Below are 17,167 nucleotides of genomic sequence, written 5' to 3' on the forward strand. Positions count from 1 at the left end.
ACAGAACATAAAACCTTGGGCACGTTCAACAAAGCCTCTCTTTGCGCTTCATAAAACGCGCAGTGCTTTTTGCCATAAGCTGTTGATCAACATAAATATCTGCTTCAACTTTATAGAGTGTTAAGTAGGAAGAGTTTATTTTTCCTCGAATAATAATATCCGCTGTGAGTGGAATTTCTGCAAGGTAGCGGATATTTATATCACCTGTTACAGCTTCAACGCCCTGATTAAAAATCGCGTTGCACATTCCGGCATCAAGTAACGCCGCAATAAAGCCACCATGTAAAATACCTTGATAACCTTGCTGATGAATACTCCCTTTAGCCTTTGCCCAAACGACACCCTCTTGATCATTGTAAAAATCAAGTTTCAAACCAAAGGTTGATTGTGTGCCACATAACATACAGTGTTGATGGCTCTTTTGTTTATTCACTTTATCCAAGAGAAGCGTTGACTTGAATAAGTCGCATTTCTTAATCTCATTTTGTAAAAATCTTTTTTCCGGATAATTCATTACAGATGAAGACATGGCGGATCCATTTTAAAATAAAACTGATGCTAAATAGGCTCCCGGACTTTCTCAGGAGCCAAGTTATTATTTGTGCTATTGAAGCCCTAATACTCGCGGTATGACAACCACAGTTTTCCTTATGTAGCTTGGTCAGTTACCTGAGCGAAAAATGCAATAAACTAAACAGGGGTCGTGCGGCAACAGTGGCTGCCTCTCGACGTACCATGTCCACATCGACCATGGCCTCGGTTATGAGCATTATGACCATCTCTATGCTGATGTCTTCCATATGCCTCATGACCGTCAGTTTGCTGCTGACAACAGCGTCCCTGTTTAAATATAGACACTCTCTTATGTCGACAACCACCCTCTTTTTTCTTTACTTCATGATTGAGAGACGGACGTCCCTGGTCGGCTTCAGTCAGAGGGACCAACCCGGCGGCTTCTGGATTGGCCAGCTCTACTGTGTTGCGACGACCACCGTTGGTTTGAAAAACGGTAAGCTGATGAGCGAGTAGTTTGCCTAACATCTGCATACCAATATTACGTACGACGATGCGCTCAGCATGTTGCTGGATTAGCAGATCCAGCAGATTCTGCTTACCTGCACAATGAATGCTGTGTGCCGGATTGGCATGGCGGCTAACTTCCTCGCCTTGCTCATTGATAAAAACAAAGTTTTCAGCCTTAGTGAAATGATTGGCAATACGATCTTCATTCATCGGAATTGCAGTGATCATAATTTGTTACTCCTTCTTCTTCCTCACAGTGCATGATGAGGGCCTTGCCCTGAGTAAGGCAGTCCATTACTTTGAAACGGGCTGATTTCAGAACATTGGCCAGGGTCTGCCGGGAGACACCCATCTCGATTGCCGCTTCTTGTTGCTGCATTCTCAATAGATCAACCAGTCGCAACGCCTCAAACTCATCATTGGCAAGTTGAACCTGTTCAAGCTGACTCATTGGGATCCTGTTGGGTTTAAAGCAACTATCAGCAGGGCGACCACAAATATTTCTTGGGATTTTTGGTCTTGGCATGAGGCCTCCTATAAATGGCATATGCTATTTATACACCTAGTTATTGGCTTATGCCAGAAACTTTTACTCCATGGCATCCATCACGTCGAATGGCTAAAGACAACCGCTTTTCGTTCTGACATAATGTTCTGCTGCTGTTTTTAAGGCATGTATTTTCCAATTCACCACGAGGTTAGCAGTGTACAAGATTAATGAGGTCTTCCAGACTATTCAGGGAGAAGGTGTCTTCACCGGGGTTCCAGCCATTTTTGTTCGCTTACAGATTTGCCCTGTTGGCTGTTCATGGTGTGATACCAAACAAACCTGGAATGCCGAGCCTGCTGATTATGCGTCTGTCGATGACATCATGGCGAAGAAGAGCGATTCTCCGCTCTGGACCAATATTGATGCGCAAGGCGTTGTAGCCTTGCTTCGTGAGCAGGGTTATACCGCCAAGCATATTGTAATAACAGGCGGTGAACCCTGTATCTATGACTTAATACCACTGACTCAGGCACTAGAGCAGGCGGGCTACCGTTGTCAGATCGAAACCAGTGGTACCTCAGAAATTCGTGCAACCGATGATACCTGGGTAACGGTTTCACCGAAAATCAATATGAAGGCAAAATTGCCGGTTCTCTCTTCGGCACTGCAGCGTGCCGATGAAATAAAGCATCCGGTTGGTACCGCTAAGGATATCGAACAACTTGATAATCTGCTTGACGGCGTGACGCTAAAAGACACGGTGGAAGTGGCTTTGCAGCCGATCAGCCAAAAACCACGCGCAACAGAGCTTTGCATTGCCACTTGTATAAAACGCAACTGGCGTTTATCGATTCAGACTCATAAATATCTGGCGATTGCGTAATCCGTGTAAACAGATAAGAAACCGCTGAGCCAGCGGTTTCTTATTCTCAAATTCTTATGAGAATCTCAAAAGTTAGATTCAGCACTATCTGCAAGATCCCCCGGCATCTTTTATATTCTTAGCGCGACACCTACCTATACTAACCAAAAACATAAACATCATAGACATCAATGTTTCTTTGCTTGGGGAAATGAGTATGCGCGCTTATCTTGGCCTTTTTCTTTGCGCTGCCGTCGCAGGGTTATTGCAGGGTTGTGGCGGAGGGAGCGGTGATCCCGTCGACGTAGCCACTCAACAAGTACCACTTTCAACACGTTTTAGCATCAATGTCGACGCCCCCGTCGGGCTGACAATCGCTTCCAGCACTGGCCTTACCCTGATTAATCATGCTTACGCCGATACTCAGGCCAACCTGACTGAGAATAACTTTGCCATTGTATTACTTGACCTGGTTGGCAATATTTACCGGCAGGCCGATATAACCAACTGGGAAAAACAGTCGAATGGCCTCTACCTCATTGATGCAGGCGTGGCGAAACGTTTCAATGCGGTATTGTTAATCGACCTGTATAACACGCCTGATTTTACGGTTGGCGAACCCTTGCCTGATAACCTGTTAATGGCACCGCTTACGGCATCCGATGTAGTGGTAACACTAAATTCAACCATGGCCTATTCCGCCCTTGCCAAGCGAGTCGGACAAGACCAGAGCTGGAGCATTTTTTACGAGGTGGTCAGCGATCCCAGCCGCCGTAAATTGGCCGCGGCCCAAGACTTTGTTGATGATGTCGGTGAGGAGCTTGAAATCACATTAATGCCGCAAGTCGGTACCCTGGGCATGAAGATCCGTGATCTGATGGGCCTCAGTATCGTAAAGAGAGTCACGGCAGGAATTATTGAACGCAAATACAGCGAGCAAACCGCTAGTAAAGCCAGCATCGAAACGGTACTAAACGGTGGCTATTGGCGTTTGAACAGCTTTGCTTCCAATGATGGCAGCGGTATCAATGCCGATAACATGCAATATCGCGATCCGGTCACCACAATGACGGAATACGGCTGGGAAAAAGACGGGGATAACGATATCACCCTGATGGAACAGTTTACCTATAGCAGTGAGAACACACCATTTGAGCCCACTGACATTAAACACCAAGTGCTCACCGCTCAGGGTTGGGTCGGTCTTTACGGCTATGCCAAGGTATTACTTGCGACATCCAGCACAGCCCTGCTGACCGATGCCGCACTGACACAAAATGATAATGCCGGCACCTTCTTAGAAGTCAGTTCATATTCACTGGCCGGCAAAAAGCTTCACAACTTTTTATCTACCAAAGAGAACCACCACTTAACCAAATACATTGCAGAATATGCCGTCTTTGAAGATGGCGCGGTTGGCTATTATTTTACCTGGCGGCCTGAAAATACGCGCTATACGTTATGTAACAACCGCAATGACTCCGACGCTTGCCGGATCTCACCGCTAGCGATACCTGATACTTTTTATACTGCTGTCGACGATGTAATGAGCAGCGAAGCCAGTGCCACCTTCGACAAGGTTAACGGCTTTAAGCTCTCTGACAAGGTCATTGTGGAATTCGTCAAAAATGAAGATGAACCTAACCGCGGCAGCGTTCATTACTGGTTCAATATTGCCGGTAACAACTGGCAAATTCAAAAAACAGCCACCTGGTCATCGGAGCAAATATTTGGCTTCAATATAATCCAGTTCGAAGTGCCTGAAGCGATCACCCAACTCGACAACAGCTATCGCTTTAACACCCGATATCTGTTTCTGGTCGAAGACCAAGGTTACGTCAACATTGGCGAAACTATCCTGGATCTACAGGAATTTCACTATTCAGGCTTCAATGACGCTGCTAAAGAGCAAATTTTCAGTGCTGCCAGCCGAGGCAATCTGCCCCCCTTTGGCTACTGTTTGTTTGGTGACAATCAAGCGGCAACAGAAGACAAGTTCTTAAATGCGGTGATCGAGTGCGGCGGCGATGAACACTTCACCACCCAATCAGTGTCAGCTCTGTTTGATCAGCAACTGGTACAAATCGATCCAGAGGGTAATATCCGGGCCATTATCTTAAAACAAGACAACACCTGGGCGTATTATCTTAATAGTCTCTTACAGGACTCGGTGAAAACCTGGTCGCTGACCGAGCAAGGTTATTTGCGCCTTAACTGGAACCCACGGTTAGCAGATGATGATTTCGACCTCTGGGCGCTGACGGGCCGGGATCCGGATAACAAGTTACTGGCACTCAAAACCTATATGGCCCGCCAGGAAAGTATAGGCGCGCCTACCCGTGAAATTTATGCGCAAATCACCAAAGAATACGCGCCAGACGCACTAGCCGTTTGTCCTGCTAACGATTCGGGCTGGAGTCAGGAAACCACCACCCCGACAATTAAAAAATCTCTGGCTCAATATCAGAGCCAGACGGCCAGCTGTATGGTTAGCTGGGATAACAAAACCACCCTCTTCAACGAGTCGATGCTTCTTAATGGTGTTGACAATGATGACCTCGCTTTTGCCTTTGCAGGTGATCCATCACGCTACCTAAAACTATTAACCAATGAATTTGATGGTGAATATTTCACCGGCAGATATGTTGATTATGATGGCTGTGGTTTTAATTTCGAGATCAAATGGAAGATCAACGAAGATGGCACGCTTTACTACGAAGCGAGCGACGGTTCAATGAACGAACACATCGCTATTACTGAATCAGACGGCTTACACTTTGCTATTAAAGCCTTTAACCATCAGACCCGCTGGCAAACCGACGAAACGCTGCAATACACTGCCGATGAAGGGGAAATGTGGAGCGATATCGTCACCTTGATAAGGGCTTCTGACGTACCAGACGTTGAACATAACCCAGACGGCGCTGAGCCCCAAGCAGGAGGCACTATTCTAAATGACGGCCAGGTTTGTGAGTACTCTGCGCTGTAGGGAACGACTGAAGTATCAACGTCGCATCAAATCTGCCATCTCAAGCAGCGACTGCTCGATATAGGTTTTCATCTGCTCGAGTTTGTCCTGTAGTTCAGTTCGGCTTGTCATATTAAAGCAGATGGAATCATTTCGCTTAAAGTACCTGATCCCGTAACCATCATCGACAATCGGCCCGTAACCAGCAAGCTCTACGCCGTATTCTGACGTGGTACTGGTACAAACCACACTGTGAGTCAGTGCCTGGTAGCCTTTATCGGTAAATATTTCCGGCAGTGTCTCAATTCCGATATCACGGCCAGCCGCTTTACAGCAATATTTAAGCCCGAGCAGATGGGTATAAATTCCATCACCAAGTCTGCACTCATTTGCCCTTTCGATATGTATTCGTGTGGCCTGAATGAGCGAGTCTATCTTCGCCTGATCGCTACAATCGGGGTCACGCATATTGTGAATAAACGCCAGTGACTCGGGCGAAACGGTATACAAAACATCGATACGTCCGTCGATAAACGTTCTGGTCATTACGGCTTCATAGGCACTGTAACACTTTCCATAAAGCTTATGCTCGGCCAGTTGTAACGCCATCTGAACGAACGCATCAGGGCTCACACCAAATTGCTTGATCTGATTTTTACCAAATTGAGTGAAATTCAACACCCGGGTCTGGGTATTGGCTGTGTGTTGACAAAAATCATCCGCCGCAGCACGAATCGTCTGCGTCAGCGCATCATCTAAATCAAACTCAATCTCATCAACGCTTGGAGCCAGTGTGCTTTTTGGCTCAGCAGAAGCCCTCTTATTATCAAAAGAGACCTTATCAATGGTGTCATAGAGATATCCAATCAGCCGTAACATAACGGAGCCATCCACCGCGGTATGCTCAAAATTGACCCCGGTCTTACCATTTTCGAAGACAATAAATTGCAGCGATTTATCGAAAAAGCGATCTTTGCCATCGCCATGAAGTAATTGTTCTGATACCTCGGTGATCTGTTCCGGGTTGTTTTCATCCAGGCACAATGCAAAAGCAGCGTCTTCAATGGCTGTCATCGAGTCTCTGTTATTAGCCGAGATCTGAAGCAGGTCTGCCCTAGCTTCTGCCCAGGCATCCCGCTGCATGGTAGTTAGAATCCCTACATTTTGCCCTTCCCCTGAGGCCGAGAGAATACAATCAAGATCGGATTCAATCGCTGATGGCGACCTAATACTTCCTTTTGCATCAAGAATATCAATCTTGTATATCCGCATCTTATGCATTACCACAATATGCTTTCTGGACGATGAAACTTTAAACTCATCCATTCCCTGTTGCGCTATTCTTACTGAGGAAAAAAGGTGATTGTATTGATTCATGCAAAGCGGCATATCTTTTTGCAGGTCAACGACAAGCGCTTTGTTATCAATCAAGGCGATAAAGTTATAAACGCTGACAATAAGCGCGGCAGCAATATTTGCCTGCGAACATACCTGTTCATCAAGCTTGCTTTTCAGGTAATAAAATACGTTGCTGTTAATGACCAGAGGATCTCGGGATTCCAGATACATCGCTCGCCAGACGGGTGCCGACCAGTTAGCGTGATTGTGCCGAGCGGCCCATTCAACCAACTCATTTTGGAGTATTTCGCCCTCTCCGCCAGACTGAAGAAATTGCTCTACCACCTTTCTGGTTCTGCCTTGTTCTTCTTCTGTTAATAACGGATCAGCCCATTCGATAAGTTTACGACATGTTTGATTGATGTCTGGCACTGGCATTATCGGTAATGTTTTTTGGCAACTAAATGTGTTTCCCATTGATCTGTCTAACTCCTGGGGCTGACTATTTTTCAGAGTGAGTCTTGCTGTGTGCTGATATTCTTACCGCCAGACGACGGATACAACGCCACCTGTTTGGTAACGCGAAGGCGCACCCTAGCCCTATATTAAAAGGCGATGAAGGCACACTCTGCGCTTTCGAACGTAGGGGACGAGTTATGTGTTGGTTTCGGTTTCCAGAGAAATATGCTTGCCTAAAAGGGCATGATAAAAATCACTGTCCGCCAAGACACCAACCAACGGGCCATCCTCTGCCAGCAGAACAGGTTGCCCCGTCCGATAGCGAATTTCCAGCCCTTCCCGCATCGATATATCCGGATGGGTTATCACCAGGCTATCTTGTTTCAGTCCTTCAAGGCAGTCTCCCTCCTGCCATAAGTGCAGCGGTAACGCCTTGCCCTGACGGGTCACAGAAGTAACATGTCCTTGATGATCAGTAGCAATATAGGTTTGATCATGCTGGCTCAGCACCAGTTGACTCTCTTGTAATTCCAGCGTGGATGCATCTGTCATCAAAGAACGGCCACACAATACATTCAGCGGATTGGTGTGAGCCACAAACTCTGCGACGTATGCTGTATTCGGGTTAAGTACGATTTCTTCCGGTCTGCCGTGCTGGATCAAACGCCCCGATTCCATAATGGCAATTTTATTACCCAGCTTAAGTGCTTCATCCAAATCATGGCTGACGAATACGATAGTTTTATTCAGCTTACGCTGCAGTTCGAGCAGTTCATCCTGAAGTTGGCTTCTGATCAGAGGATCAAGCGCAGAAAATGGTTCATCCATCAGCAAGATATCACTATCCATGGTAAATGCTCTCGCCAACCCGACTCGTTGCTGCATACCGCCCGATAGCTCATCAGGGTAGTTATCCTTCCATTCTGCCAAACCAACCATTTCCAGCTTTTCTTCTGCACGGCGACGGCGTTCTGCTTTACTGATCCCCTGCATTTCAAGACCAAAAGCGGCATTGTCTAAAACTGACATCCAAGGCATTAAGGCAAATTTCTGAAAGACCATCGAAATACGATTAGTACGCAAGTGGCGTAGTGCTGCCTTGTCACAATTTGCTAGGTTAATTGGCTGCTCGCCGTCCTGAATAGTAAGTGAGCCGCGGGTAACCGTATTTAACCCGTTAATCGCACGCAGCAAGCTCGATTTTCCTGAGCCCGATAACCCCATCAATACGCAGATATCCCCCTTTTCGATATCCAGGCTAACGTCATGTACGCCCACCACATCGCCTGTAGCGTCAATGATTTCCTGACGGCTTTTGCCATTATCTAGCATCGCTAATGATTTGGCGGTTTGCTTACCAAAAATGACATCCAGATTTTTAATACTAATAGCACTCATGGTTATCCCTCCCTGCTCTGACTTGCTGGCGTTTTACATATCCGATCCAAAATTATGGCAACTAAAACGATAGCAAGCCCGGCTTCAAACCCCTGAGCAATGTTCACTGTGTTTAGCGCACGGACCACGGGTTTCCCCAAACCATCAGCACCTACCAGCGCAGAAATCACCACCATAGACAACGACAACATAATGCACTGCGTTATCCCTGCCATAATGCTTGGCATTGCCGCCGGAAGCTCAACTTTGAACAACAGCTTCAATCGGCTGGCACCAAAGGCTTTACCCGCTTCAAGCAGTTCTTCCGGTACTCGGCTAATGCCTAGATAGGTCAGGCGGATCGGAGCAGCAATGGCAAAAATAATGGTAGAGATAAGGCCAGGAACAACGCCTAAACCAAACAACACTAAGGTTGGAATAAGATAAACAAATGTCGGTATTGTCTGCATCAAATCAAGTATCGGTCGCATTATGGTGTATAACCAGGGCTTATGTGCTGCGGCAATCCCTATAGGCACACCGACTAATACCGAAAACATTGTTGCACTTAATACCAGTACAAAAGTCTCTAGCATCTCTTCCCAGTAACCAAGGTTCATGATCAGCAGCAATGCTGCAACAATAAAGATGACTAATGAGAGGCTTCGGTGAAGGAACCATGCCAAAAGAGCCGCCATGACGATAGGAACGGCAGGTGGAAACCATTTGAAGAGATCGACCAATAACATGATCATTGATTCCAGGGTGTATGAAAGCGAGTCAAAAAACCCTGCGGCATTATCGGTAAGCCAATCCACAAAGATTGCCATCCACTTGCCTAATGGGATCTTATGCTCTGTAATAAAGTCCACTGTTACTCCTTAATGGTCCATATTGTTTTTTATTTTAGGTCGTTCGGTACGTACCTATAAACGCCAACTCACTGCCACGCATTGTGATAGCAGCAACGTTGGCATTGGGCTGTGTCTTAAATATTCAGATAAGTCTTCACGGCTTCAGCTGCATTGCTGCCATCACGTGCCGTTACTTTGTCGAGCCATTTTTCTAATACCTGCGGGTTGGCTTTTAGCCATGCTTTCGCTGCAGCATCTGGCTTGTGATTGTCATTTAAAATGTTGCCCATCAATTGGTTTTCCATTTCCAGGCTAAAGTTGAGGTTTTGCAATAACTGGCCAACATTCGAGCACGTTTCCAGATAGTCCTGTCGAACATTGGTATAAACACTCGCCCCGCCATAATTCGGGCCAAAGAAGTCATCGCCACCTTCCAGGTATGCCATGTCAAAGTTGCTGTTCATTGGGTGAGGTGCCCAGCCTAAAAAGGCGATCCACTGATCGCGGTCAACCGCCCGTTTTACTTGCGACATCATGCCGGCTTCACTGGACTCGACCAGACGGAAGCTTTTCAGCTCAAAGGCATTCTTATCAATCATGTCCTGGATCAGGCGATTACCGTCGTTTCCCGGCTCAATACCGTAAATGCGCCCACGAAATTCATCTTTGTATTTTTCTAGATCGGCAAAACTACGTACACCTGCATCGTAAACGTATTTGGGTACCGCGAGGGTGTACTTCGCCCCTTCTAAGTTGGCGCGCACGGTTTCGACCGAACCATCTTGGTGATATTTATCAATGTCCGCTTCCATGGTTGGCATCCAGTTACCGAGGAACACATCAATATCTTTGTTTGCCATCGAAGAATAAGTGACAGGCACAGACAGCAGCTGCGTTGATGTTTCATAACCCAGTCCTTTGAGTACCTCACTGGTAACCGCGGTTGTCGCGGTAATATCTGTCCAACCTACGTCAGAGAAACGTACCGTGTCGCATTGATCGGCAAAAGCCGTTGATGCAGAAAGACTGAATAGTAAAGCTGTACTACCCATAATTGCGTGTTTGATGGTTGTATTCGTCTTCATGACTTTTCCTTTTATCCTTATTTTTTTAAATGCTGAGGCAGCTTGATGCAACGACCGGTTTTTAGGTTGTCGTAAGCCGCAGGAAACGTAAAAACGTCCTCAACAAAGTATTGTCGCTAGCTAATTAGTTTCTGCGTTGTCAGGGAAACGCTGAACGCTGTGCTACACCGTTACGTTGCTCGGTTTCCCATTGCGGTGCGATCCACGTCGGCACGTTTGATGGTGCGAGTGGTGTATTGCCCAAAATGGCATCAGCGATTTTTTCTGCCACCATGATGGTTGGGGCATTAAGGTTGCCATTGGGAATGGTCGGGAAGACAGAAGAGTCGATCACTCGTAAAGAGTCGATGCCTCTGACCTGGCAATCTTGGTTAAGCACTGCCATTGGATCGTTATCTGACCCCATTTTACAGGTACAAGACGGGTGGTAGGCGCTTTCGACATTTTGACGAACCCAGGCATCAATCGCTTCGTCACTGGCAATATCTGCGCCGGGTTGAATTTCCTCGCCACGATAATCATCCATGGCTGGCTGAGCTAATATTTCACGGGTCAGGCGAATGCAATCACGCCAGTCTTGTTTATCTTGCTCGGTGCTGATGTAGTTGAATTCAATGTTTGGCTTTTGATGCGAATCTGCAGATGTTACCCAAATACGACCTCGGCTTTGCGGTTTATTCGGACCGACATGTACCTGGAAGCCATGGCCATCAAAGGCGGCTTGTCCATCATAGCGCATGGCAGCAGGCAAAAAGTGATATTGAATATTGGGCCACTTCAACCCTGCGCGAGAACGGATAAAAGCGCATGACTCAAAGTGGTTGGTTGCCCCCAAGCCGTCTTTTCGCAATATCCAGCGCGTACCAATCAAGCCTTTGCTCACAAGCCCTAGCTTACTGTTCAGGGTAATCGGCTGGTGGCAGGCATATTGGAAATAGATCTCGAGATGATCCTGCAGGTTCTCACCAACACCCGGTAAGTCATGTTCAACGGTAATTCCTGCTTGTTCCAATACCGCTTTAGGGCCAATGCCCGATAGCTGAAGGAGCTGCGGAGAACCAACAGAGCCGGCAGATAACAGCACTTCGGTATTGGCGTAAACAGACTGAACTTTACCGTCTATTTCTATTTCAACACCTATTGCCTGTTTGTTTTTGATCAGTACCTTGCGGGTTACAACACCTTTTTTCACCGTCAGGTTGCTGCGCTTCATGGCACGTCGCAGGTAGGCATTTGAGGTCGAGGCACGGACGCCTTTATCAACCGTCATATGCATTGGACCAAAACCTTCCTGCTGATAACCATTATAGTCATCCGTTTTCGGATAGCCTGCTTGTTGTCCGGCATCGATAAATGCCTCATACAGCGGGTTAAGTTCCATATCGTTACCATTGCAGGTGGCAACAGGGCCGCTGCCTCCGCGGTAGATATCTGCTCCGCGGATCCATGATTCAGCCCGGCGGAAATACGGCAGGCATTCCTGATAGCTCCAGCCCGCAGCCCCCTGCTCTACCCATTGGTCAAAGTCACAGGCATGGCCACGCACATATACCATACCGTTGATCGAAGAGCTTCCACCCAGTACACGTCCTCGCGGACAATGTAAACGGCGGCTATCGAGGTCGGCCTCGGGTTGTGTTTCAAACTGCCATGCATACTTTTCACTGTTCATTGGGTATGACAATGCCGTTGGCATCTGAATAAAGATGCTTCGGTCACTGCCCCCAGCTTCAAGCAGCAGAATATGGTGTTCACCCGAAGCGCTTAAACGGTCGGCCAGCACACAGCCAGCGGATCCCGCGCCGACAATAATGTAATCATAAGTTGTCTTCATTGGATTTCCCTGTTGCTTCTACAAATAAGATTACGGATTAATCGTAAGGACACTCAAGATCACCCAACTCAATCAGCACGCTCTTGTTCTGGGTGTAATGGTTAAGCGTTTCGATTCCATTCTCACGGCCGACTCCAGACTGTTTGTAGCCTCCCACCGGCATTTGAACTGGTGAGCCTCCCCAGGTGTTTACCCAGCAAATTCCCGCTTCCATTTGCGCAATCACGCGATGAGCGCGAGACAGGCTTTGGGTAAACAGCCCTGCCGCAAGTCCGTACTGCGTTGCATTTGCTCGCTTGATCACGTCGTCTTCGTCGGTAAAACGCAGAATCGACATTACCGGGCCAAAAATCTCTTCCTGAACTTGAGGCATATCATCGGTACAATCGGCAAAGATGGTGGGCTGAACAAAGTATCCCTTGTCGAGTCCGTTGCCAGTTTCACGCTCACCACCGCAGATAAGACGCGCACCGGACTCTTTGCCCGCTTGAATAAAGCCGAGCACTTTTTCCAGATGGTCACCAGAAATAAGCGCACCGATTTGGGTCGACATATCGGTCGGATCACCGATAACCAACCTGTTGGTTCGGTATGCTAACTGTTCAATGAAATCATCGTAAATTGCACCATGTACAAACACACGTGTACCATTGGTGCAGACTTCGCCTTGGGTGTAAAAATTAGCCAGCATGGCTGCGGAAACGGCGTTATCCAGCTTGGCATCATCAAAAACAATCAATGGTGACTTCCCGCCAAGCTCCATCGTAATATCTTTGAGCGTACCGGCAGCATCCGCCATCACTTTCTTACCCGTACCAGACTCACCAGTGAAAGAGACCTTGGCAATGTCAGGATGGCGAGACAGCATTTGGCCGACACGATAATCGCCTTGCACAACATTGAAGACTCCATCGGGAACACCGGCCTCAGTAAAGATCTCTGCCAGCTTCAATACCGACAACGGTGTTTCTTCCGATGGCTTAAACACCATGGCATTGCCAGCCGCCAATGCGGGGGCCGATTTCCACATGGCGATCTGAATTGGGTAGTTCCACGCCCCGATCCCGGCGCAAACGCCTAACGCTTCACGACGGGTATAGAAAAACTGACCGCAGCCCAAGTCTTGTTGCTGTCCTTGAATCGCAGCAGCAAGCCCCGCGTAGTACTCAATAACATCCGCGCCGGTAACAATATCCACCTCGATTGCTTCCTGGATCGGTTTCCCCGTATCTTTGACTTCCAACTCAGCAAGCTCATCGTTACGTTCTCGAAGAATGGCCACCGCCCGCATCAAGATACGGCCGCGTTCAATGCCACTCATTGCTGACCACACTTTGAAACCTGCTTGCGCCGAGGCAATAGCGCGATCAACATCTTGGGCTGATGCCTGACCGATTTCAGCCAGTTGCTCACCCGTTGCAGGGTTAGAGGTCGTAAAGCTTTCTCCTGATGAAGCATCAGTTGCTTGACCGTGGACGTAAAGGGACTTCATTTTCATTAAAATGCCTTAATAATTATTTTTTATTATGGGGTTACACGTCAGTTCGAGTAAGGGGCGAGCTGCTTTTCCAGATAGTCGGATATGATCTGCTGTGCTTTTTCAGGGCAAATTCCTTTAGGATTCAGCGCACCTCTTAGCCAGATCCCATCAATTAGTGCCGCAATTCCTTGCGCGACAAAGAGGGCGTGTTCCGCGGGTAAAACTTGTTTGAGTTCATATCGAAGGTGTGACAACAGCCTGCGTTCGTTAACTCGTTGAAGTCGATGCAAAGCACCGTCGTGCATTGACTGTGCCCAGAATGCCAACCATGTCTTCGTTACCTTGCTTTCGACTTGATAGCCATCGAAATTAGCGGCGACAATTGCCTCAATCCTTGCCGTAACATCGTTACTGTCAACAGCACGAAGATGCTCGATTGATGTGGTCGATAACTGACGTAATACCGTACGCATGGTTTCTTCCAACAAACCATGCTTACCGCCAAAATAGTGATTAATGATCCCTGGGGATACACCGGCCTTCCGGCTGATCAACGCCACACTGGCACACGATAATCCGACCTCATCAATCACAGCCATTGTCGCCTCAACAAGCTGCGGGCGACGTATTTCTGGCATTCCTACTTTTGGCATAACTGTCACTCAACTTTTTTAATTGAACGTTTAATTAAAAATAAAATTACACGATATCAAAATTAAGTCAAAAGAAATGTTTCGTGTAGTAAACAATTATATCAAGTAAAAGCGAGCCAATAATAACTTAAATTACTGAAATAAAAGACCTAAAATTAATTGCGTAAATTTATAACTCAAACCTGATGTTTTGTGTAGAAATGAAATGTCTGTGGCTTTGTGCTGCAGTGTCGATGTTGATTTCCGCCATAATGAACATTCATTTCGGCTCAATAGGGAATAGTTCGAATAACTATCAATAAATAAAAGACAAACAATAAATAAATGACAAAATGCATGGTGATACGGTGTGCTGCGGGCACTGCGGAGAGAGGTTGCATCTGAGAAAGAAAAACAGTCCATACAGCTCAAAAAAGCACGACTAACATATTGGCGAAGTAATGCCAGACACCGCTAAGATCAGCCAACCTCAATACTCATTATATTGCATATAAAGCGCTGAGTTCCTACCATAAACATCAGGACATAATTACCGATCATGCTTACGATCCAATATCATATATACTGCAATCGAGAGAGATTAGTGCAAATCTTGAGCAGTTAACCGAGCTACAAGAGCAATTACTTCATCTATTTACCCTTTCAAGTGATAACAAAGCTTGATGCTAGACGTAAGACAGGTAATATTGCTCCTTCGGAATGAATCTTAAAGCACAATATATCTTTAATGACAAAGTAAGTGCCTTAACGGAGAGTAATTTAAACATGACTTACGCGCCTGTAACAGACGTATTAAGCGGAAAGCTAGCAGTAGACACTGAAGTCACTGTTCGTGGCTGGATCCGCTCACGTCGTGATTCCAAAGCTGGGATCTCTTTTCTTGCCATTTATGACGGCTCTTGTTTCGACCCGATTCAGGCCGTGGTCCCGAATGAGTTAAATAATTACCAGGACGAAGTACTTAAACTGACGACTGGTTGCTCTGTTGAAGTTACAGGCAAGATTGTTGAATCTCCGGCTAAAGGCCAGGATTTCGAACTAGCGGCAACTGACGTTAAAGTGGTTGGATTAGTTGAAGACCCTGACACGTACCCAATGGCGAAAACTCGTCACTCAATTGAATACCTTCGTGAGGTTGCGCACCTGCGTCCGCGTACTAACGTGATCGGGGCTGTTGCGCGTGTTCGTAACTGTCTGTCTCAGGCCATTCACCGCTTCTACCACGAGCAAGGATACTTCTGGATGTCAGCGCCACTTATCACAGCATCTGACTGTGAAGGTGCTGGCGAGATGTTCCGCGTATCGACTCTGGATCTGGCTAACGTTCCGATGACTGACGCTGGTGACGTTGATTTTGATAAAGACTTCTTCGGTAAAGAAACCTTCCTGACGGTATCTGGCCAGTTGAACGCTGAAGCTTACGCTTGTGCACTAAGCAAAGTGTATACCTTTGGCCCGACGTTCCGCGCCGAAAACTCAAACACCAGCCGCCACCTTGCGGAGTTCTGGATGGTTGAGCCCGAAGTGGCGTTTGCTGATCTCGATGACGCAGCCAAACTGGCTGAAGACATGCTGAAGTATGTCTTCAAAGCCGTGCTTGAAGAGCGCCGTGATGATCTTGAGTTCTTCGCACAACGCATCAACAAAGAAGCAATCACTCGCCTTGAGCAATTCGTCGACTCTGACTTTGCGCAAGTTGACTACACTGATGCAATTGAAATCCTAAAAGCCTCTGGCCGTAATTTTGAGTTCGACGTTGAGTGGGGCATCGATATGTCTTCTGAGCACGAGCGTTATCTTGCAGAAGAGCATTTCAAAGCACCTGTTGTTGTTAAAAACTACCCGAAAGATATCAAAGCGTTCTACATGCGTATGAACGACGATGGTAAGACGGTTGCAGCGATGGATGTTCTAGCACCAGGTATCGGTGAAATCATCGGAGGCTCTCAGCGTGAAGAGCGTTTAGATCTACTCGACAAGCGTATTGAAGAGATGGGTATCGACCCTACTCACCTAGATTGGTACCGTGACCTACGTCGTTACGGCACAGTTCCTCACTCAGGCTTCGGTCTAGGTTTCGAGCGTCTGGTCACTTATGTAACCGGCATGGCAAACATCCGTGATGTGATCCCATTCCCGCGTGCACCACGCTCTGCGAACTTCTAATTAACGCTTTCTCTATAAGCTGAAGTTTCAAACAAACTAAAAAGGCTACCTTCGGGTAGCCTTTTGTTTATTTGTAATTCCTGCGCTTTATTCTGCAGCAGATTCAGGGCGTATATCCAGCTGAATACCTTGTAAGAAATTACGCAGAATTTGATCTTTACACTCACGGTAATGCTTGTTTTCAGGTTTACGGAAGAACGAGCTAAGCTCGTGCTTACTCAGGCTAAAGTTCGCAAGCTTCAAGATATCAATAATATCTTCCGCTTTCAGGTTTAACGCAATACGCAATTTCATGAAAACCATATTGTTGGTTAAGCGCTTTTCGGGCTCAGCTTGCGGGCCTTCTTTCTTGCCACGCTTAACATTGATCAAACCATTTAAGAAGATCGCTAATTCTATGTCTCTGCACTTTTTAAAGGCATCGTCTTCTTCTTTCTTTAACCAATCGCTGACCTGCTCGCGCGTTACCTCATGATCGGCGGCGCCGAAGATTTCAATCATGGTTGCATCATTAAAATCAAAGGTATAGCGGATACGGCGCAAGATATCGTTATTGGTCACAAATATGTCCTAGTTCA

14 protein-coding genes are annotated in these 17,167 nt (G+C 46.9%); 3 read left to right on the forward strand and 11 right to left on the reverse strand.

What is annotated here, in order from left to right; genetic code table 11:
* Positions 1-25 precede the first annotated feature (25 nt).
* The 3 genes from AC2204_RS06095 to AC2204_RS06105 all read right to left on the reverse strand — a co-directional run bounded on the left by AC2204_RS06095 (position 26) and on the right by AC2204_RS06105 (position 1,549).
* A complete protein-coding gene (locus tag AC2204_RS06095) occupies positions 26-529 on the reverse strand; it encodes a PaaI family thioesterase (RefSeq protein ID WP_318924594.1) in 504 nt (167 codons plus the stop codon).
* Positions 530-690: 161 nt separating this feature from the next.
* Positions 691-1,251, reverse strand: coding sequence for a NifB/NifX family molybdenum-iron cluster-binding protein (locus AC2204_RS06100; RefSeq protein WP_318924595.1), 561 nt, complete (start codon positions 1,249-1,251; stop codon positions 691-693).
* Positions 1,226-1,549, reverse strand: a complete 324-nt coding sequence (locus AC2204_RS06105; protein WP_318924596.1) for a DUF134 domain-containing protein — start codon at positions 1,547-1,549, stop codon at positions 1,226-1,228. The genes AC2204_RS06100 and AC2204_RS06105 overlap by 26 nt, the downstream gene beginning before the upstream one ends.
* 178 nt (positions 1,550-1,727) lie before the next feature.
* Here AC2204_RS06105 and queE point away from each other — a divergent pair, with 178 nt between their 5' ends.
* The gene (gene queE, locus AC2204_RS06110; protein ID WP_318924597.1) at positions 1,728-2,396 is read left to right on the forward strand and encodes a 7-carboxy-7-deazaguanine synthase QueE; all 669 of its coding nucleotides are present in this window, start codon (positions 1,728-1,730) and stop codon (positions 2,394-2,396) included.
* Between the two features lie 196 nt (positions 2,397-2,592).
* Positions 2,593-5,364: a hydrogenase expression protein HypA gene (locus AC2204_RS06115; protein ID WP_318924598.1), complete on the forward strand. Its 2,772-nt coding sequence runs from the start codon at positions 2,593-2,595 to the stop codon at positions 5,362-5,364.
* A 15-nt stretch (positions 5,365-5,379) separates the two neighbouring features.
* Here the strand turns inward: AC2204_RS06115 and AC2204_RS06120 are convergent, their stop codons facing one another.
* The 7 genes from AC2204_RS06120 to betI form a co-directional block, all read right to left on the reverse strand.
* Entirely contained in the window at positions 5,380-7,158 is a 1,779-nt protein-coding gene (locus AC2204_RS06120; RefSeq protein ID WP_318924599.1) for a choline/carnitine O-acyltransferase, read from the reverse strand.
* Positions 7,159-7,335: 177 nt separating this feature from the next.
* Positions 7,336-8,538, reverse strand: coding sequence for a choline ABC transporter ATP-binding protein (choV, locus tag AC2204_RS06125; RefSeq protein WP_318924600.1), 1,203 nt, complete (start codon positions 8,536-8,538; stop codon positions 7,336-7,338).
* Positions 8,539-8,540: 2 nt separating this feature from the next.
* The gene (gene choW / locus AC2204_RS06130) at positions 8,541-9,389 is read right to left on the reverse strand and encodes a choline ABC transporter permease subunit (RefSeq protein WP_318924601.1); all 849 of its coding nucleotides are present in this window, start codon (positions 9,387-9,389) and stop codon (positions 8,541-8,543) included.
* A 116-nt stretch (positions 9,390-9,505) separates the two neighbouring features.
* Positions 9,506-10,423 (reverse strand): choline ABC transporter substrate-binding protein, encoded by a 918-nt coding sequence (locus tag AC2204_RS06135; protein WP_318924782.1) that lies wholly within the window; start codon positions 10,421-10,423, stop codon positions 9,506-9,508.
* A gap of 172 nt (positions 10,424-10,595) precedes the next feature.
* Positions 10,596-12,290 carry a choline dehydrogenase gene (betA, locus tag AC2204_RS06140; RefSeq protein ID WP_318924602.1) on the reverse strand — a complete coding sequence of 565 codons (1,695 nt, stop codon included), beginning with the start codon at positions 12,288-12,290 and terminating at the stop codon, positions 10,596-10,598.
* Positions 12,291-12,327: 37 nt separating this feature from the next.
* Positions 12,328-13,788 carry a betaine-aldehyde dehydrogenase gene (gene betB, locus AC2204_RS06145; protein ID WP_318924603.1) on the reverse strand — a complete coding sequence of 487 codons (1,461 nt, stop codon included), beginning with the start codon at positions 13,786-13,788 and terminating at the stop codon, positions 12,328-12,330.
* Positions 13,789-13,829: 41 nt separating this feature from the next.
* Entirely contained in the window at positions 13,830-14,423 is a 594-nt protein-coding gene (gene betI, locus AC2204_RS06150; RefSeq protein WP_318924605.1) for a transcriptional regulator BetI, read from the reverse strand.
* Between the two features lie 765 nt (positions 14,424-15,188).
* On the opposite strand from betI, the gene asnS reads away from it, so the two are divergent.
* On the forward strand, positions 15,189-16,589 hold the full coding sequence (gene asnS / locus AC2204_RS06155) for an asparagine--tRNA ligase (protein WP_318924606.1): 1,401 nt from the start codon (positions 15,189-15,191) through the stop codon (positions 16,587-16,589).
* Between the two features lie 87 nt (positions 16,590-16,676).
* Here asnS and AC2204_RS06160 read toward each other — a convergent pair whose 3' ends face one another.
* Positions 16,677-17,150 (reverse strand): YehS family protein, encoded by a 474-nt coding sequence (locus AC2204_RS06160; protein WP_318924607.1) that lies wholly within the window; start codon positions 17,148-17,150, stop codon positions 16,677-16,679.
* Positions 17,151-17,167 lie beyond the last annotated feature (17 nt).

The organism is Photobacterium sp., from assembly GCF_057456235.1.